Annotated in this window: 21 protein-coding genes; 2 read left to right on the forward strand and 19 right to left on the reverse strand. The window is 70.6% G+C overall.

Annotated elements, in window-relative coordinates; translation table 11 throughout:
* Window positions 1–3 precede the first annotated feature (3 nt).
* The 4 genes from KO717_RS34465 to KO717_RS34480 are packed head-to-tail and all read right to left on the reverse strand — an operon-like array spanning window position 4 to window position 2,788.
* Complete coding sequence (locus KO717_RS34465) at window positions 4–591, reverse strand: hypothetical protein (protein WP_301373480.1); 588 nt, start codon at window positions 589–591, stop codon at window positions 4–6.
* Window positions 588–977 (reverse strand): hypothetical protein, encoded by a 390-nt coding sequence (locus KO717_RS34470; protein WP_301373481.1) that lies wholly within the window; start codon window positions 975–977, stop codon window positions 588–590. Before KO717_RS34470 ends, KO717_RS34465 begins: the two co-directional genes overlap by 4 nt.
* Window positions 977–2,041: a major capsid protein gene (locus KO717_RS34475; protein WP_301373483.1), complete on the reverse strand. Its 1,065-nt coding sequence runs from the start codon at window positions 2,039–2,041 to the stop codon at window positions 977–979. Before KO717_RS34475 ends, KO717_RS34470 begins: the two co-directional genes overlap by 1 nt.
* Window positions 2,042–2,056: 15 nt before the next feature.
* A complete protein-coding gene (locus KO717_RS34480) occupies window positions 2,057–2,788 on the reverse strand; it encodes a hypothetical protein (RefSeq protein WP_301373485.1) in 732 nt (243 codons plus the stop codon).
* A 93-nt stretch (window positions 2,789–2,881) separates the two neighbouring features.
* On the opposite strand from KO717_RS34480, the gene KO717_RS34485 reads away from it, so the two are divergent.
* On the forward strand, window positions 2,882–3,124 hold the full coding sequence (locus KO717_RS34485) for a hypothetical protein (protein WP_301373486.1): 243 nt from the start codon (window positions 2,882–2,884) through the stop codon (window positions 3,122–3,124).
* Here KO717_RS34485 and KO717_RS34490 read toward each other — a convergent pair.
* From KO717_RS34490 to KO717_RS34560, 15 genes are all read right to left on the reverse strand, one after another.
* A complete protein-coding gene (locus KO717_RS34490) occupies window positions 3,121–4,269 on the reverse strand; it encodes a phage minor capsid protein (protein WP_301373488.1) in 1,149 nt (382 codons plus the stop codon). The two genes, KO717_RS34485 and KO717_RS34490, sit on opposite strands and share 4 nt — an antisense overlap.
* Before the next feature lie 18 nt (window positions 4,270–4,287).
* Complete coding sequence (locus tag KO717_RS34495; protein WP_301373490.1) at window positions 4,288–5,802, reverse strand: capsid protein; 1,515 nt, start codon at window positions 5,800–5,802, stop codon at window positions 4,288–4,290.
* A 30-nt stretch (window positions 5,803–5,832) separates the two neighbouring features.
* A complete protein-coding gene (locus KO717_RS34500; RefSeq protein ID WP_301373492.1) occupies window positions 5,833–5,994 on the reverse strand; it encodes a hypothetical protein in 162 nt (53 codons plus the stop codon).
* Window positions 5,991–7,277 (reverse strand): PBSX family phage terminase large subunit, encoded by a 1,287-nt coding sequence (locus KO717_RS34505; protein ID WP_301373494.1) that lies wholly within the window; start codon window positions 7,275–7,277, stop codon window positions 5,991–5,993. Before KO717_RS34505 ends, KO717_RS34500 begins: the two co-directional genes overlap by 4 nt.
* The gene (locus KO717_RS34510) at window positions 7,267–7,809 is read right to left on the reverse strand and encodes a hypothetical protein (RefSeq protein WP_301373496.1); all 543 of its coding nucleotides are present in this window, start codon (window positions 7,807–7,809) and stop codon (window positions 7,267–7,269) included. Before KO717_RS34510 ends, KO717_RS34505 begins: the two co-directional genes overlap by 11 nt.
* A gap of 217 nt (window positions 7,810–8,026) precedes the next feature.
* Entirely contained in the window at window positions 8,027–8,608 is a 582-nt protein-coding gene (locus KO717_RS34515; RefSeq protein WP_301373498.1) for a GIY-YIG nuclease family protein, read from the reverse strand.
* 168 nt (window positions 8,609–8,776) lie between these two features.
* Complete coding sequence (locus KO717_RS34520) at window positions 8,777–9,355, reverse strand: DUF4352 domain-containing protein (RefSeq protein WP_301373500.1); 579 nt, start codon at window positions 9,353–9,355, stop codon at window positions 8,777–8,779.
* Between the two features lie 232 nt (window positions 9,356–9,587).
* Entirely contained in the window at window positions 9,588–9,971 is a 384-nt protein-coding gene (locus KO717_RS34525; RefSeq protein ID WP_301373502.1) for a DUF6221 family protein, read from the reverse strand.
* Between the two features lie 8 nt (window positions 9,972–9,979).
* Window positions 9,980–10,111 (reverse strand): hypothetical protein, encoded by a 132-nt coding sequence (locus tag KO717_RS34530; RefSeq protein ID WP_301373503.1) that lies wholly within the window; start codon window positions 10,109–10,111, stop codon window positions 9,980–9,982.
* Between the two features lie 78 nt (window positions 10,112–10,189).
* The gene (locus KO717_RS34535) at window positions 10,190–10,792 is read right to left on the reverse strand and encodes a hypothetical protein (RefSeq protein WP_301373505.1); all 603 of its coding nucleotides are present in this window, start codon (window positions 10,790–10,792) and stop codon (window positions 10,190–10,192) included.
* On the reverse strand, window positions 10,789–11,292 hold the full coding sequence (locus tag KO717_RS34540) for a hypothetical protein (RefSeq protein WP_301373506.1): 504 nt from the start codon (window positions 11,290–11,292) through the stop codon (window positions 10,789–10,791). Before KO717_RS34540 ends, KO717_RS34535 begins: the two co-directional genes overlap by 4 nt.
* On the reverse strand, window positions 11,292–12,215 hold the full coding sequence (locus KO717_RS34545) for a hypothetical protein (RefSeq protein ID WP_301373507.1): 924 nt from the start codon (window positions 12,213–12,215) through the stop codon (window positions 11,292–11,294). Before KO717_RS34545 ends, KO717_RS34540 begins: the two co-directional genes overlap by 1 nt.
* 299 nt (window positions 12,216–12,514) lie before the next feature.
* The gene (locus KO717_RS34550) at window positions 12,515–12,688 is read right to left on the reverse strand and encodes a hypothetical protein (RefSeq protein WP_301373509.1); all 174 of its coding nucleotides are present in this window, start codon (window positions 12,686–12,688) and stop codon (window positions 12,515–12,517) included.
* Window positions 12,689–12,728: 40 nt separating this feature from the next.
* Window positions 12,729–13,082 carry a hypothetical protein gene (locus KO717_RS34555; RefSeq protein ID WP_301373510.1) on the reverse strand — a complete coding sequence of 118 codons (354 nt, stop codon included), beginning with the start codon at window positions 13,080–13,082 and terminating at the stop codon, window positions 12,729–12,731.
* Window positions 13,083–13,176: 94 nt separating this feature from the next.
* Complete coding sequence (locus tag KO717_RS34560; RefSeq protein WP_301373511.1) at window positions 13,177–13,371, reverse strand: hypothetical protein; 195 nt, start codon at window positions 13,369–13,371, stop codon at window positions 13,177–13,179.
* Between the two features lie 150 nt (window positions 13,372–13,521).
* Here KO717_RS34560 and KO717_RS34565 point away from each other — a divergent pair, with 150 nt between their 5' ends.
* A complete protein-coding gene (locus KO717_RS34565) occupies window positions 13,522–13,824 on the forward strand; it encodes a hypothetical protein (protein ID WP_301373513.1) in 303 nt (100 codons plus the stop codon).
* Window positions 13,825–13,853: the final 29 nt, after the last annotated feature.

A 13,853-nucleotide genomic window follows, 5' to 3' on the forward strand; every position in this document is an offset into this window, starting at 1 on the left:
ACCTCAGGTGAGGACGACGTACGGCACGAAAGTCTTGGCCGTGGGCGTCGCGATCGTGGCCGGGGCCGTCGTGGTCAGCGAGCTGCCGGACGACTGGGACAGGTTGCGCTCGCCGGTAACGATGGCCGGGGCCGCGCACGCGCCCAGCAGGGTCGGCGGCGTGGTCGCGGTGACGTTGATCGCGGCCCAGTAGACGCCGGTCCTTGTCACCGTGTACGCGGTCGTCAGGGCCTTCGTCATGGTGGTGTTCGCGGCCCACGCAGTCGACGTCTGGTCGGCGGTCTGCGCGAGCAGCGCCGGGGTGGCCGCGTCGGAGTACAGCGCGAACCACCATGCGGTCGGAGTGCCTGCCGCCGTCGCCCCGCTGCGGAACGACAGGCTGGTGATGACGTCCCCGGCGATCAGGAAGATCGGCACTGAGGTCATGACGCCTGTGGCGAGGGCGACCTGGCCGGTGTCGCTGGCCGAGTCGTACAGGCCGACGCGCGGCATGTTCCGGCGGTAGAAGGTGTCCGGGCTGGCGGGGTCGGCGAGGTTGAGGTGCGCGAGCGCGTCGCGCACGTTGCGGGTGTAGCCACCGAGCTGCGTCACGACGCGGCTCCCTTCTTGAGGATGGTTGCGCGGGCCTCGCCCGCCTCTTCAGCGGCGAGCACGCGGGCCCGCTCGTCCTCGTCGGCGTCGGCCAGGTAGGCCAGGACATCGACGACGTTGTGGTCGGCCGGGTCGAAGGCCTCGGCGGCCTCCGCCGGGGCAGGCTCCAGCGCGGGCTCGGCCGGGGCGTCCGGCTCGACCACTGCGGGCGCCTCGTCGACCGGCTCCGGCTCGACCTCGGCGACGCTGTAGCCGCGCCGACGGAAGTACGCCAGCGCCGCCTCGTGGCCAGCAGCCGAGTCGATCCTGGCCTCACCGTTGGTGAAGACCACGCCGGCGATGTCGCCGGAGAACCGCGGCTCGGGAGAGTTGACGATGATGGGCATCAGGCCACCTTGATGTTGCGGAGCACCCCGCACGACCGGACGTTCCGGAGCACCATGGCCGCCGGACCCATCTCGATCTCACCGCTCTTGGCGGCGCCGGCCTGGCTGAAGTCGGGCATCCACGTCTGGACCAGCGGGTTCCCGGCCACCGACGCACCGTGCAGCGCGTCCAGGCCGAACGACGCCGCGTACAGGTCGGTCAGGTTGGTGGAGGTACCCGAGTCGGCGGTACCGCCGTGCGTGCGGGTCCGGTTTTGGATGATCGGCGCGCTGCCCATCGCGTTGTCGCCGAGGTCGACGAGGACCCACGGCCCGTACGTCTCGATCTGACGGCCGAGGTCGTCGCGGGACTGGGTGTAGATGCCGGCCCAACGGGCGAGCGCCCGGAGACGTGTGATCGACCGGGTGTTGCCCAGGATCGCCTTGACGCCCGGGGGCAGGGCGCCGGGCATGCCCTGGTCGCCGCCGCCGGTGTGCGACGGGACGATCCGAGACAGCCACTCGTCGACGACGTCGAGCATCGCCATGGCCTCGGCCTGGGTGTCGATGGTGCCCCGGGTGAAGTCCAGGATTCCGGAGGCGATGCCCTCGGTCAGCGGCACGTACTCGGTGGACTGCCCGGTCAGGGACTTGTCGAGGCCGTCGTAGCCGTTCGCGTCGACCGCGACGTCGCCGTTGATGAGCTCGTCCTGGAAGCGGGTCCGGGTCGCGGTGAGGAGCTGCTGCATCTGGAACGAGATCTCGTTCGATGCGGCGGAGCCCAGCCGGGCGAGGACCCGGTCGACGCTGAAGCTGCCGCCGAGGGGCTTCAGCTGCACCGTGTACGGGAGGCGGGTCGCCTGACCGGGGGTGTACTCGCTGTTGAGCGCGCGGAACTGCGCGGAGCGGGCGGCGGTCAGGCGGGTGTAGCCGTAGGTGAGGCTGGAGCCGCCGGTGCCCGGGGTGACCGTGTCGTCGAACACGATCTGGTCGAGGAGCCAGCTGTAGCGGCGGAGGTTGTCGATGACGGCGTAGTCGACGTCCGCCGCGGTGTTGACCTGGGCCTGAGCGAGGGTGATGGGCACGGGGTCCTCCTGTGGTTACGTGCCGAAGCTGCCGCGCACGGCGGCGGAGAGTGAGGTGGGGCGCTGGCGGGCCGAGGCCTCGCCGGTACCGCCGGACAGGTCACCGCCGGAGGCCGGGGCGACGGGGGTGGCGGCGAGCGCCGGGTTGTCCTTGACTGCGGCCTTGATGGCGTCGTCGAGGGCGGTGGTGAAGCCCTTCACGGAGGGGTCAAGTTCGGCGATGGCTTCGTTGAAGCTGACGGAGTCGATCAGGCTCTTGGCCGCCGCGCCTCCCTTGTCGGCTCGCTCGCGGATCGCGTCTCTGATGGCGAGCTTCCGAATCTTGGCGTCGCGTTCCGCGAGGGCCTGATCCCGCTCGGCTTCAGCCGCCGCGCGGCCTTTCTTCTCGGCTGCGGAGACCGCCTTTTCCTGCTCGGTCATGCTCTGCTCGCGCAGCTTGGCGAGCTCTTCGGCCGCCGTCCTGCCCTGCTCGGCGGCGGTCTTGTTCTCCTTGGCGCGCTGCTCCCACTTGCGGGCTTCGGCCTTCCAGTCCGTTCCGTCACTGTTCGGGGCGGCGGCCGGAGGGGCGGCCGGGGGCGTTGCGGGCGGGGTGCCGGTGTCAGCGGCGGGCGGCGTGCCGCCGGAGTCGGCGGTGCCCTCGTTGCTGCCACCCGCGATGGCGTAGATCGGTCGGCCGTCCGTGCGGTGGCCGAGGATCGCGCCGGCAGGGTGCGAGGCGAGGGGGTGTCGGAAAGGGACGTGCTGCATGGTGGGCTCCCGTTTCGGGATCATCCGGCGGTGCCGTGCGGCGGGTGCCGGGAAGCTCTGGTGTCGGCGTGGCAGTGCTCGTAGAGTTCGCGAATGGAGAACCCAGCGATGACGCGCGTGATGGCGGCGCTGCACTTGGCCGAGCTGATACGCAATGACGGTCCGGAGGCTTGGGTGGCTGAGTGGCGGCGCCGATCCGATTCGGATGACGTCGCGGTTGTGATGTCCCAGCTCATCGGCTTCCTGATGGAGAACGACGCGAGTAGGCGCGGCCTCAGCTGGGATGCCTACTTCGATCAGTTCCGGCAGGAAGCCATCCGTAACCTCGGGGCTTAATGCGCGTGGCCGATCTGCTCGCGCGCGGGCTTGCGGACGATGTGCTCGTGCGCGGCCACGTGCTCGCGGGCGGCCTTCTGCCACTCGCGGACCTTCGCGGACGCCTTCGTGCGGGCCTTCTCGTCCATCGCGGCGGCCTCGGCCCTCTTCCAGCGGCGGATGTGCCGCTCGATCGCCCGCTGCCGCTGCGTGTCCTCGTACGTGGTACCCGGAGTGGGGTGCTGCGGCGGCCGGGTCGTCACACCAGGCAGATACAGGCCGAGAGAGTGCCTGCAATTCGGGTGAAACAGCCCCTTCGACCTGGCCTCCGGCAGCGTCCCGGCGATGTGGACCGCCACTGTCGTCGGCGGCCGGAACACCGAGCGCAGGCCCGTCGGCTGGATCGCGTGCTCAGTGCGCACCGTGCGGGGCCCGGGCGGCCCGGTCAGGGCCAGCACCTCGCCCTCCCACGGGCGGCAGAGCGGACACTCCAGCGGGGCGTCGGACACGATCACGAGGCCCTGCCCCACCTCCGCCATCGCGTCGATGTGTCCATCGATGGCGGCGCGGGCGGTCACCGACCGGACAGCCATCTCGGCGTAAGCGGCGAGTTCCCAAGCGTGGCCGCGGGAGTCGACGAACCCGGTGACCCCGCGCCGGGCAAACTCATTGAGGGCCTGCTGCGAGGCATCGCGGCGGGTCATGCCGGTGAGGAGCTGCGTTCCGGCGGCCCGGGTGGTGATGTTGCGGTAGGTGTCCACCACGGCGCGGGTGATGCGCTGGTACAGGGGGCGGGTGTCGCGCGCGTACGAGGCGGCGAGCCGGTCCACGGATGCGGCGCCCGGCAGGACCCGGCGGGCCTGTAGCTCCCGGCCTATGTCGAGGGCGCCGAGCTCGGCCACCGCGGCCTGCCTGCCGCGCCCGTAGGCCGTGGCGAGGGCCTCGGCAACGGCACCGTTCGCGTCGTCCTGGAGGGCGTTGGCGACGGTCTCGACGGCTTGACGGAGGTCACCGATGCTGCGGAGCTTGATCTCGGCCCAGCGGGGGCTGTCGATGCCCTCGGCGAGGGCCTTCCGGAGGATCTCGATGAGGGCAATCTCGGCGTCCTCGTACAGCATGGTGACGGCGGCGGCGAGGTCCTCGGCCATGGCGGGGGAGACGGGCATCGGTCCGCCTCCCCACGGCTACTCGGCGCCGACAGCCGTCGGGTCGGCGACGTCCCGGCCGGACTCGCGCATGATCCGGCGGACCTCCTCGGCCTGCCACTCCGCGTCACGATCCGGGTTGACCAGCGCGACGAGCGTCTCCGTGGACGCGGCCTCCGCGCGGCGGAACAACTCGGCGGACTCCGCCAAGACCTTGATGTCGTCCTGGATCGAGTCCGCAAAGATCACCTGCGGCCGCTCGACCGGCACCGACGGCACGCCGGGGAACAGGTTCGAGTCCTCCAACATGAGGATGATCTCCGCGATGTCGGCGATCCCCACGGCCTCCAACTCCGCCTTCCGGGCCCGGGTGCTCATGCTGCGCGCGTTGCGGGCCTTGATCTCCGTCGCGGTGACCGCAGGGCCGCCGCTGTCGTCGCCGAAAGTCCCGCCCGAGTAGCCGGCAGTGTGGATGACCCGGGCGAACAGGTCCGCGATCGTCTCGCGGTGCTCGACGTGCCTGATCTTGAACTGGTTCATCGTGATCTGATGATCCGACGTGGGCGGGATGTTCATCTCGCTGAAGACCTCGCGGTCCTCGAACGAGACGCCGCGCCCGGCGCCGTTGGACTGGAGGTAGCCGGACGGGACGAGGATGCGGGAGCGGGCGAGGCGGACGTCGCGCATCCAACTCGTGTACGTCTCGTCGATCGCGCTGAGCATCGGTTCGCAGCCCTGAAAGTCGGACGTGCCGAGGCCGGCGGCGCCCGGCAGGTCGTGCCAGTCCGGGGCGGTCATGGTGTTCGGGATGTATGTGGTGGCCAGGCGCTTCCCGATGGGCAGCTCCTGCACTGGCAGGAACCGTTTCGTCGCCTCGAAGGAACCCAGGTCGATCGGCTTGCCGAGGTTGTCCTCCGTGCCCTCGTAGACGCCGTGGAGGATGACGCCGGGCTCGTGGCGCTCCAGGTGCCTGATCACCTTCTGGCCGTCGACGCCGAGAACGGTCCAGTACGTCACGGCCCGGAGCCGCTCGTGGACGAACGTGGGTGCTGCGCCGTCGGCCCGGACCATGGAGGCCCACGGCCGGTCGCTGATCTCTAGGTCCCAGACGGCGCGCAGGTAGGCGCCGCCGAGCGCGGCGGAGGCCTCGCCCTGGGCGATGAGGGTGCGGCGGAGCCCGGTCTCCATGAGGTCTTCGAGGCGCTCACGGGTGGCGGTGTCCTGGGTGATCAGCTTCGGGGGTTCGGAGAACAGGAGGTCGCTGGAGGTGCGCGCGAGGTCGCGGGCGAGCGGCATGTGAAGCTTGGCGCGCTTCTCTCCGAGCGGGGTCGGCTCGCCCCAGAAGAACCGGGACACGGCGCCGACGAGCCCGCCGCGGTACTGGCTGGGCCGGTTGAGGGGTGCGCCATAGCGGGAGTTGTCGCGGTGCCGGTTTGTGTACCGGTAGGTGAGTCGGTCCGGGTTCGCGGAGTACCAGGCGGACCAGTCCTCCATGTCGCAGCGGATTGCCGGGTCGACGGGCGGCCACGGGGTGCCCTTATCGGGGAGCGGCATCGGGCACCTCCAACTGTCGGGTCTCGGCCATCAGGTTCGGTCCACCTCGACGACGAGGCCGGCGTAGTGCAGCCAGGACATGGCGAGTTCGTCGTAGCGCTCCATGACCGGCAGGTTCGTCATCTCCAGCTCGGCGGCTTCGAGGAGGCGGGCGGCGTTGTCGAGGGCCTGTTCGGCGTTGGGTCGGCTCACGCTGCCACCTCCAGGGTCGGACGGATCAGGCCGCGCCATTCGTGGGCTGTGGAGTGCAGGGCATAGCGGAGGGCATCCGCGCTGTGGTCGTTGGCCTTCACCGGCTTGTCCTCGCCGCGCTCGGCCGCCCGCTCGTCCCACGCGTAGGTGGGCAGCTCGCCGAGGAGGCCGGCGCAGGAGCGGTGGAAGCGGAGCAGCCCGGAGCCGAGGGCAACGCTGACGGACCGGATGCCGTCGAGGACGTCGTTCACCGCGGGGGCGATGCCGGGGACTTGGTCGCTCCAGAGTTGGTTCATGAAGCTGGCCGCGCTGGGATCCACAAAGATCCACTGCGGTTGCACGGCCTGGGTGCTGCCCTGCCCGCGCGGGCGGATGTTCGCGAGCCAGTTCCGGACGTCACGGGAGTACTCGGCGTCCGTGAGCTGGCGGCCGGCGATCCGGGAGTCGTGCCGGTACTCGGAGGCGACGTACAACCGATCGTCGTCACCATGCCCGATGAGCACGGCTGAGAACGCGTTGACGGTGCCGTAGTCGATCCCGACTGCCGTCCACCGCTTCATGACCGGCATGACGTCGACGACGTGCTTCTCCCCGTCGAACATGTCGTAGACGGCGCCGCTGGCCAGGCACCACTCACCGAGGATGAACCGCCGGTACCACAGGCCGACGTACTGCTTCTTCAGGCGGGCGACGACGGCAGGGTCCATGGACGGGTTGTCGTCGAGGGTGAAGTGCCAGTTCGTCAGGCCAACCTCGGCGGCCCGGAGGATGAAGTCGCGGTACAGCCAGTGGTACGGGCCGTCCGGGTTCGTGGTGGCCAGCAGCCGGGACTGGTTCCCGACCCGGAGACGGGACAGGAGCATCAGCCAGAACGTCTGCGGCAGGAGCGTCGCCTCGTCGACGTAGGCGAGCGCGATCGTGGCGCCGCGGATCCGGCCCTCCGCGCGGGCGTCGGACGCGCCGACGAGGTGCACGGTACGGCCGAGGATAACGGCGGTGGTCGAGCCGGGGGTGTGGTGCACGTGCTGGGCGAGCGGCCCAAACAACTGAGTGGACTGGAGAGGGTCGAGCAGGTTCCGCTCGATCGTCTGAAGGGTCCGGCCCACGATCAGGATGAGCCCGATGTCCGGGGCGACCGTCAGCCGGATCAGGAAGGCCAGCAGGCTGGCGATCGTCTTCCCGGACGAGACAGCCCCGGACCACAACGCGATGGGGGCATCCTGCGCCTCGACGACGCTGGCTACCTGCCGGGAGGACAGAGGGAGAGGGACGTCACTGAGCATCACCGTCCCCCTCGGGTTGCTCCTGCTCGACCTGGTGCGCGCGGTGAATGGCAGTGAGGCCGGTGAGGATCTGGCCGACCATCGAGATGCCGTGCTCGACGCCCGCGTCGCTCGCCGGCGGTACCAGCCGTAGCGACTGAGCGGCGGCGGCGGTGGCGGCCGACATGAGAGAGCGCTTGTCGGCGGCCAGCGGCTCGTCGAGCTCCTTGAAGTTGTAGGTGTGGTCCTTCCCGCCGAAGGAGTGCATCGTCGTCGGTTCCCAGACCTGCGCGGAGAGGCGGAGTGCGTCGTCGGTGAGTGCGTCGGCGAGGATCGCGCGTTTCTCGGCGAGCTGGGCTGTGCGGTGCGCGGTGGCGGCCTCGGTCAGGGTGACGTCGAATTCGAGGCCCATGCGGGCGCAGTGGACGGAGACGGTGCGGGAGCCGCGGCCGATCCTCCTGGCGATCTCGTTGCGGCCGAGGCCGTCGCCGTGGAGCCGGCGGATCTCGTCGAGCTCGGCCTGGGTGATGGGGTCGGAAATGCCGTTGCTCATCCGGTCACCTCCGGGGAAGAGGGGCCCGCCGCCAGGGGCTCTACCGCATGGGGGTGCGGGAGTCCGGCCGGGCGGCGGGGGTCTGGTGGTCAGGGCATGGCGGGCTCCGACTGTCGGGAGCGAGGGAGCGTGACGTGCCTGTGACATGCGTCAGCCCCGCGCGGTGGCGGGGCTGACAGGGTTTCTGTGTCCGGGCACGCCGGAACCGCCTCTGACTCTAGACGAGACGTTGCGTACTAGCAAGCGCCCAACGCCGGGAGCCCTCGCGAAGACAGGGGAGACCCGCCGGAGGGGCGCCGTGTTCCGAGCGGACCCTTTCGAGGTGGGCGATGAGGGCCGGGCTGGGGAAGAAGTACTCGCCTCGCGAGGTCAGCGCCAGCTCGCGGAACTCCTCGTGGCGTGCGTGCTCCAGCGCCTCGCCGCCGGGTTCGACGGCGAGGATCTCGTCAGGCATCAGCTCGTTCATGCGGCGGTGCAGTCGGGTCGTGGTCCCGATCTTGATCAGGTTGCCACGGCGCACGTAGTAGACGACCGGCCCAGTGGGCAGCTTCTGTCGGGGCGCGGCAGCCAGGGTGGGTGTGGGCTGCTTGCGGGCGTGGCGCGCCTGTCCAGCCTTCACCGCCGCTTCCACGATTTCAGGGGTGAAGTCGACGGCCGCTGCCGCCATGTCTGAGAGCACCTGGAGGATGCTGTCGAAGGCTGGGTCCTGGGGGTCCACCAGTCGCGAGAGCCGCGAGTCGTTGTGGTGTTCGTGGAACGGGTTGTGGCAGCCCAGCGGGACACAGATATCCTCGTACACGTCGTCGCTCCTCTGAAGCGTCGGCCATGCCCCGGGGGTGTTACCAGCACCCGCCGGGGTCTGTCTTGTGCCTCAAGTATCCCACCCCGCAACGGGATTGAGGGTGGGATCACCCCTCCCGTGGGGTCGTTCTGCAACTCGATGCACAAGGTTCGTCGCGGCCGTCGGCTACTGGACGGTCCACTGCCCGGTCTGCGAGGCGAACCCGGAGTTCAGGCTGAAGTGCAGCAGGGCCACCTTCGACTCCTTCGGAACCTCGAACACGATGTATCCCAAGGCCTTGCCGCCAGGGGCGATCTTCACGCCGCTGGGAAGCTCAGGGCCGGCTGTGATGCCCATCGTCATCGTGGAGTTGAACTGCTGGCCTTCGGCGTCGGCGACCTTGGCCCCGTTGGACGGGGAGTCGTCGTACGGGACGGTGCCGGTGTTGACGAGTTCGAGCTGCGCGGCGACGTACTTGGACCCGTCCTGGGGCTTCGTGTACTCGTCCTTTGAGGTGGCGGGGTCCACCCACTTCTTCACCGTGACGGCGATCTGCTCGCCGTCGCCGTTGCCCTTGAGGGTGAGGGTGCTGCCGATGGTGGCGGTCTGCTGCGCCGGGGCGGAGCTGCTGCCGGCCGGGGCGCTGGCGGGCGCACTGGCGACGGGGGCCGCGTCGGGCTTGGTCTTGATGTCGGCGGGCCCGCAGGCGGTGACGGCTAGGGCGGCGGTTGTGGTGAGGATGGCGAGGGCGTGGTGTGTGCGCATCGGGCCATGCTGTCGGGATCTGATCGGCTGTGTGGTGGCTGTGACCGGTCTGTGACGCGGCGGGGCCTCGCGCGGGTGGCGGGATGCAGAAGAGCCCCGCCGTAGTGGGCCTACGGGCGGGGCTCTTCGGGGTGACATCACCTTGGGGAGTGCAGCCACCGTGCCTCGGAGGGCGCGGTGCTCACGCTACGCCCGAGGTGGCTGGAACAACACCCCTCGCGCGTGGCTGAACTCAGTCGGTCGGGCGCCACTCCTCGCGGTAGTCCGGGTGGTCGGCGTACGGAAGGGCAAGCAAACAGACGGCGCGGCCGAGCCCATGAGCCCAGCCGGTGAAGTACATCCCGTTGTCGTCGGCTAGTGCCTCCTCACAGGTGTCTACGATCCGCCGCTTGGCGTCGACCTCGGCGAGGACGCGCGCCGGGTTCCACCGCACGATGTGCTCAGCCTGGATGGCCTCGTGGATCATTCCAACGTGCGGAACGATCGTCGTGTGTTGCTGGCCGTCTGGCCGGTACGCGGCCCAACCGTGTTCGGGGTCGTCCTGCCGGAGCGCGAGCTGTGCGCGCTCGGCCTCCTCGGCGAGGCGGGCGCGGAGGAACTGCACGGGGTCGTCCATGCCGCCCATCATCCCTCCTGCGGCGCGGGCTGAGATGGGGTCTGCCGGGCCTGCTCGGCGGCGCGCTGCGCGGCGACCGTCTCGTTGTGCCGGCGGATCAGCTCCTCCTCGGAGATGGTGGTCTGGAAGGGGTGGTTCATGATGGTGGTCCTGTCTCTTGTGAGGTGACGGGGTGCTCGGGGCGGCCGGTAGCTGCCAGGCGGCGGCCGCCCCGGGGTTCAGACGGTGTACGCGCGGCGCTCGCCCGGGACCCGGATGACGCTGCCGCTCTGGCCGATGCGCTCTACACGCAACCCCTCTCCGGGCTCCCGAGAGGGGCCGTTGTTGGCGTTGGTGTTGGCCGCTGAGCTGCACAAACAACCCCCAGAAGGGGCGCCGTTCCCGGCGCCGGGAAGGGGCGGCACATCCTCGTGGTGCACGCCGGGCCCGTTCTTGCCGCCCGCGCGAACCCCGGACCGGACCCGGACGCCGGCCTCGTCGAGGAGCGCGCGGACGGCGCCGGTGTCCGGGAGTCCGGTCGCCTCCTGAAGCTGGGTAAGGCGGACGTGCTCGCCACCCTCGGCGAGGCTTTGGAGCTTGGCGACGATGTCCACCTCCACCGGCTCGGGCTCTGGCTCGTCGTCAGGGCGGCGGAACCGGGCTGCGAGGCCCTGGGCCTTATGGGCCGCGCGGGTGGCCAGCAGACCGGCCACGAAGTAGGCGGACTCCGGGACGGCGTAGGCGATTGTTCCGCCCGCGGCGAGGGCGACGGCGAGGACGCAGCCGCCCGCGACCCGGCCGTCACGCTGCTCCTCGGCCGGGTGTGGCTCGTCGGCGGTCACGAGATCATCCCGGTGAGCCAGGCCCCGGCCAGGTTCGCTCCGGAGGCGAGCGGGACGGCCGCGTAGCGGGCGATGCTGCCGGTCAGGCCGAGGCCGATCCCGGACAGCCACCCGCGCCACTTCGATCCGGTGGCGCCGCGCCGGCGGCGGGCGATGAACGCGGCGAGGATGAGCGCGGTCATGAACAGTCCGCCCTCGGTGAGGGGGGCGCTGGTCGAGCCGGGTGCGGTGCCGGTCTTGGCGCCGACGCCGTAGATGAGGATTCCGTCACCGAAGGTGCCGAGGCCCCAGAGGGCGAAGTCGCCGAGGAAGCCGACGATGCCGCCAACGACCATGACGGTGAGGGCGCCGATGGCCCAGCAGAAGAGGAAGGGGAGGAGGTCGCCGAGGTGGGGCAGCGGTGACGACTGGAGGGGCTTAAGCCCGGGGTACCAGATGGCGATTTCCCAGATGAGGAAGATCAGGCCGAAGAGGACGGCGCCGAGCGTGGGCGTGATCATCAGTTGTAGCCTCCGGTCATCTTGCTCCGAGCCTTTCGCACGGCGGCGGCGACGGAGGGCTCGTGGGCGTCCGGCCGGAGCGCGAGCACGGCTCGGACTGCGGTCGGGTTGTCGGGGGTGATCGCGACTTGATCGCGGGCGAGATCGGCGATGCTCGGCTGCTCGCGATCGGCGATCGCCCTGGTCAGGGCGGGGGCGCCGTGCGGTGCGATCGACTCGCTCGCGAGCGGAATCGAAGGGCTCGCGAGCGGCTCGGTCGGGGGCTCGCTGCTGCTCGCCGTGATCGCGATCGGGGTGTTGCGTTCGATTGCGCGGCGCTGCTCGATCCGCTCCAGCACGATCTCTGCGTCGGTCTGGTCTCGGGCGCGGGTGATGCGGGCCTCCGCGCGGATACGGGCGATGGCTGCGTCGGCGGCCCGGTCGAGCTGGCCGAGCTGCGCGGCGTGGAGCCGCGCCTCGTACTCGCTGTCGCGGATCACGGATGCGATCTCAGCCTCCTGCTCCGGGGTGAGCGCGGCCGGGTCGCGGAGGGAGGCGAGTGCGAACGTCCACACGATCTTGCCGACGAGGACGACGAACGGGCCTGCGTACATCTGGCCGGTGCTGCCGACGTCGTGGCCGTGGAGGGCGAGGAGCGCGGCGACGCCGAGGGCGATGGCCCAGCCGGCCGGGGCGGCGCTGTAGTCCTTGTCCTTGATCTGGACGGTGATGCCGCGGTACTCGGCCCACAGCACGGTGATCCAGCCGATGTCGCCGGCGATGGCGACGGAGAGGCCGAACCAGCCGGAGTGCATGAGGTCGGTGATGGCGTAGCCGGACCAGATGAGGGAGAGGCCGGCGAGGGCCGCGGCGCCGTAGAGGATGGCGGGCGGTCGGGGGCCGCGGGTGCGGGGTGCTGCGCTGGTCTTGGTGCGGAAGCGCACGGGGTGCTCCGGGGCGTTGTGGGCGGTCGGTCCTACTGGCAGGTGGGGCACTGACGCTTCGGCCTGAGGGCGTGTCGGCAGAGCGCGGCCACGTACGAGCCGGGCGGCGCCCAGTCGCCTGCGGCGGCCAGGGTGGCCTCGGCGCGGGCCCAGGTCTCGGCGTCGGTGTTGCCGGACGAAAAGATGGCGAGGCAGGCGCCATCCGGGCTGAATATCGCGTGGAAGGCGAGGGGCTTCACGAGTGCTTCAGGGCGGCCGGGGCCGGGCTCGCGCGGGGCGGGCCCGGCCGGTGCGGATGGTCAGGCCGTGGGCTGGAGGCGGAGGCAGCCGGCGGCGTACCTGTCGCAGAGCTTGGCCTCGGCTTCGTCGTCGATGGCGCGGGCTTCGGCGGCGAGTTCCGTGTACAGGTCGACGGCGGCCTTGGCGTGAGCGGCGGCCTGATCGCGACGGGTGGGGCTGGTGGTGACGTTCATGGGTGCTCCGAGATGGCAGGGCCGGGCGGCTGGTCGAGGGTCAGGCGCGGGCGGTGGCGCGGATGCGGAGGGCGTATTCGCCTCGCGTCTCGGCCGGACGGTTCTGGCCGTCGTGCTCGTCGTCGCGGGGGCCGGGCAGGGCGGCCATGAGGGCGGCCTGGAGGGCGGTGTGACGGGCGCGGTCGACGCGGCCGAGGTGGCTGGTCCGCTTGAGGTGGGTCCACGTGTGCTGGGCGGCGAGGTCGTCGATGCCCAGCGGGGTGATGGGGGCGCCCGGGTTCTCGAAGCTGATCCACTGGGCGATGCGCTCCATGAGGGTGCGGAGCGTGGCCGGGTCGGTGTCGACCTGGCGGAGGGCTTCTTCGGCCTGGCTGAGCTGGGTACGGTGTGCCATAGCTGTTCCTCCTGGTAGAGCAGGTGGGATGGCAGGCCCCGGCGGAGGTGCGAACTCCGGCCGGGGCCGTTCTGCGTGTGAGCTAGCCGACTCGCTACAGCTCGTTGATCACGATGCGGAAGCGGCGGGTGGCGCCGGGCTTGCCGTAGGGGTCGGGGGTCTCGATGGCCAACTCGACCGGCTGGCCGGGGATCGGCGAGACGAGTTCGATCGTGAGGCTGGTGTCCGACTTGGCCGAGTCACGGCCGAGCAGGTTGGAGATCTTCGAGCGGAGTTCGAGCGGGCTCACGGGTCCTCCATGACGGGTGGATACGCTCGGGCGGTTGGAGATCACGGTGGGTGGCCTCGCACAACCAATGTAGACCCTAGGGTCTATGCGATGCAAGACCCTAGGGTCTATCCTGTTGTGCAAGCCGCTCCCGCAGGGAAGGGAGTACGGATGACGGACCAGCCCAAGGAGGTGCAGCGCCTGGTGGAAGCCATCAAGGCCCTGGAGGCCATCGAGGACGACGCCGAAGCGGCGCGCGCGGCCACGGCCGTACTGGACGCATGGCCCGACTACCACGCGCAGCTCCGGGAGTTCCGTCAGCAGCGGGTCCTGGCGCTCAAAGCGCAGGGAAAGACGTGGGCACAGATCGCCGACGAGGCTCTCGGTGGAGTGCACCCGACCCGAGCGCAGCAGATCGCGACAGGGAAGCGCGGCACGAAGCGGCCCAAGGCCGACGAGTCGGCCCCCGAGTAGCCGCGCGCGGCGGAGCCCCCGGTCCCTGG

It is taken from the genome of Streptomyces xanthophaeus (assembly GCF_030440515.1).
Taxonomy (GTDB): Bacteria; Actinomycetota; Actinomycetes; order Streptomycetales; family Streptomycetaceae; genus Streptomyces; species Streptomyces kutzneri.

Excerpts from the sequence above, each read along its gene's own strand:
- KO717_RS34485 (WP_301373486.1), top strand. The coding sequence starts at position 2,882 with ATGGAGAACCCAGCGATGACGCGCGTGATGGCGGCGCTGCACTTGGCC.
- KO717_RS34530 (WP_301373503.1), bottom strand. The coding sequence starts at position 10,111 with ATGAACCACCCCTTCCAGACCACCATCTCCGAGGAGGAGCTGATCCGC.
- KO717_RS34565 (WP_301373513.1), top strand. The coding sequence starts at position 13,522 with ATGACGGACCAGCCCAAGGAGGTGCAGCGCCTGGTGGAAGCCATCAAG.
- KO717_RS34525 (WP_301373502.1), bottom strand. The coding sequence starts at position 9,971 with ATGGACGACCCCGTGCAGTTCCTCCGCGCCCGCCTCGCCGAGGAGGCC.
- KO717_RS34510 (WP_301373496.1), bottom strand. The coding sequence starts at position 7,809 with ATGAGCAACGGCATTTCCGACCCCATCACCCAGGCCGAGCTCGACGAG.
- KO717_RS34540 (WP_301373506.1), bottom strand. The coding sequence starts at position 11,292 with ATGATCACGCCCACGCTCGGCGCCGTCCTCTTCGGCCTGATCTTCCTC.
- KO717_RS34470 (WP_301373481.1), bottom strand. The coding sequence starts at position 977 with ATGCCCATCATCGTCAACTCTCCCGAGCCGCGGTTCTCCGGCGACATC.
- KO717_RS34555 (WP_301373510.1), bottom strand. The coding sequence starts at position 13,082 with ATGGCACACCGTACCCAGCTCAGCCAGGCCGAAGAAGCCCTCCGCCAG.
- KO717_RS34550 (WP_301373509.1), bottom strand. The coding sequence starts at position 12,688 with ATGAACGTCACCACCAGCCCCACCCGTCGCGATCAGGCCGCCGCTCAC.
- KO717_RS34520 (WP_301373500.1), bottom strand. The coding sequence starts at position 9,355 with ATGCGCACACACCACGCCCTCGCCATCCTCACCACAACCGCCGCCCTA.
- KO717_RS34480 (WP_301373485.1), bottom strand. The coding sequence starts at position 2,788 with ATGCAGCACGTCCCTTTCCGACACCCCCTCGCCTCGCACCCTGCCGGC.
- KO717_RS34490 (WP_301373488.1), bottom strand. The coding sequence starts at position 4,269 with ATGCCCGTCTCCCCCGCCATGGCCGAGGACCTCGCCGCCGCCGTCACC.
- KO717_RS34495 (WP_301373490.1), bottom strand. The coding sequence starts at position 5,802 with ATGCCGCTCCCCGATAAGGGCACCCCGTGGCCGCCCGTCGACCCGGCA.
- KO717_RS34505 (WP_301373494.1), bottom strand. The coding sequence starts at position 7,277 with ATGCTCAGTGACGTCCCTCTCCCTCTGTCCTCCCGGCAGGTAGCCAGC.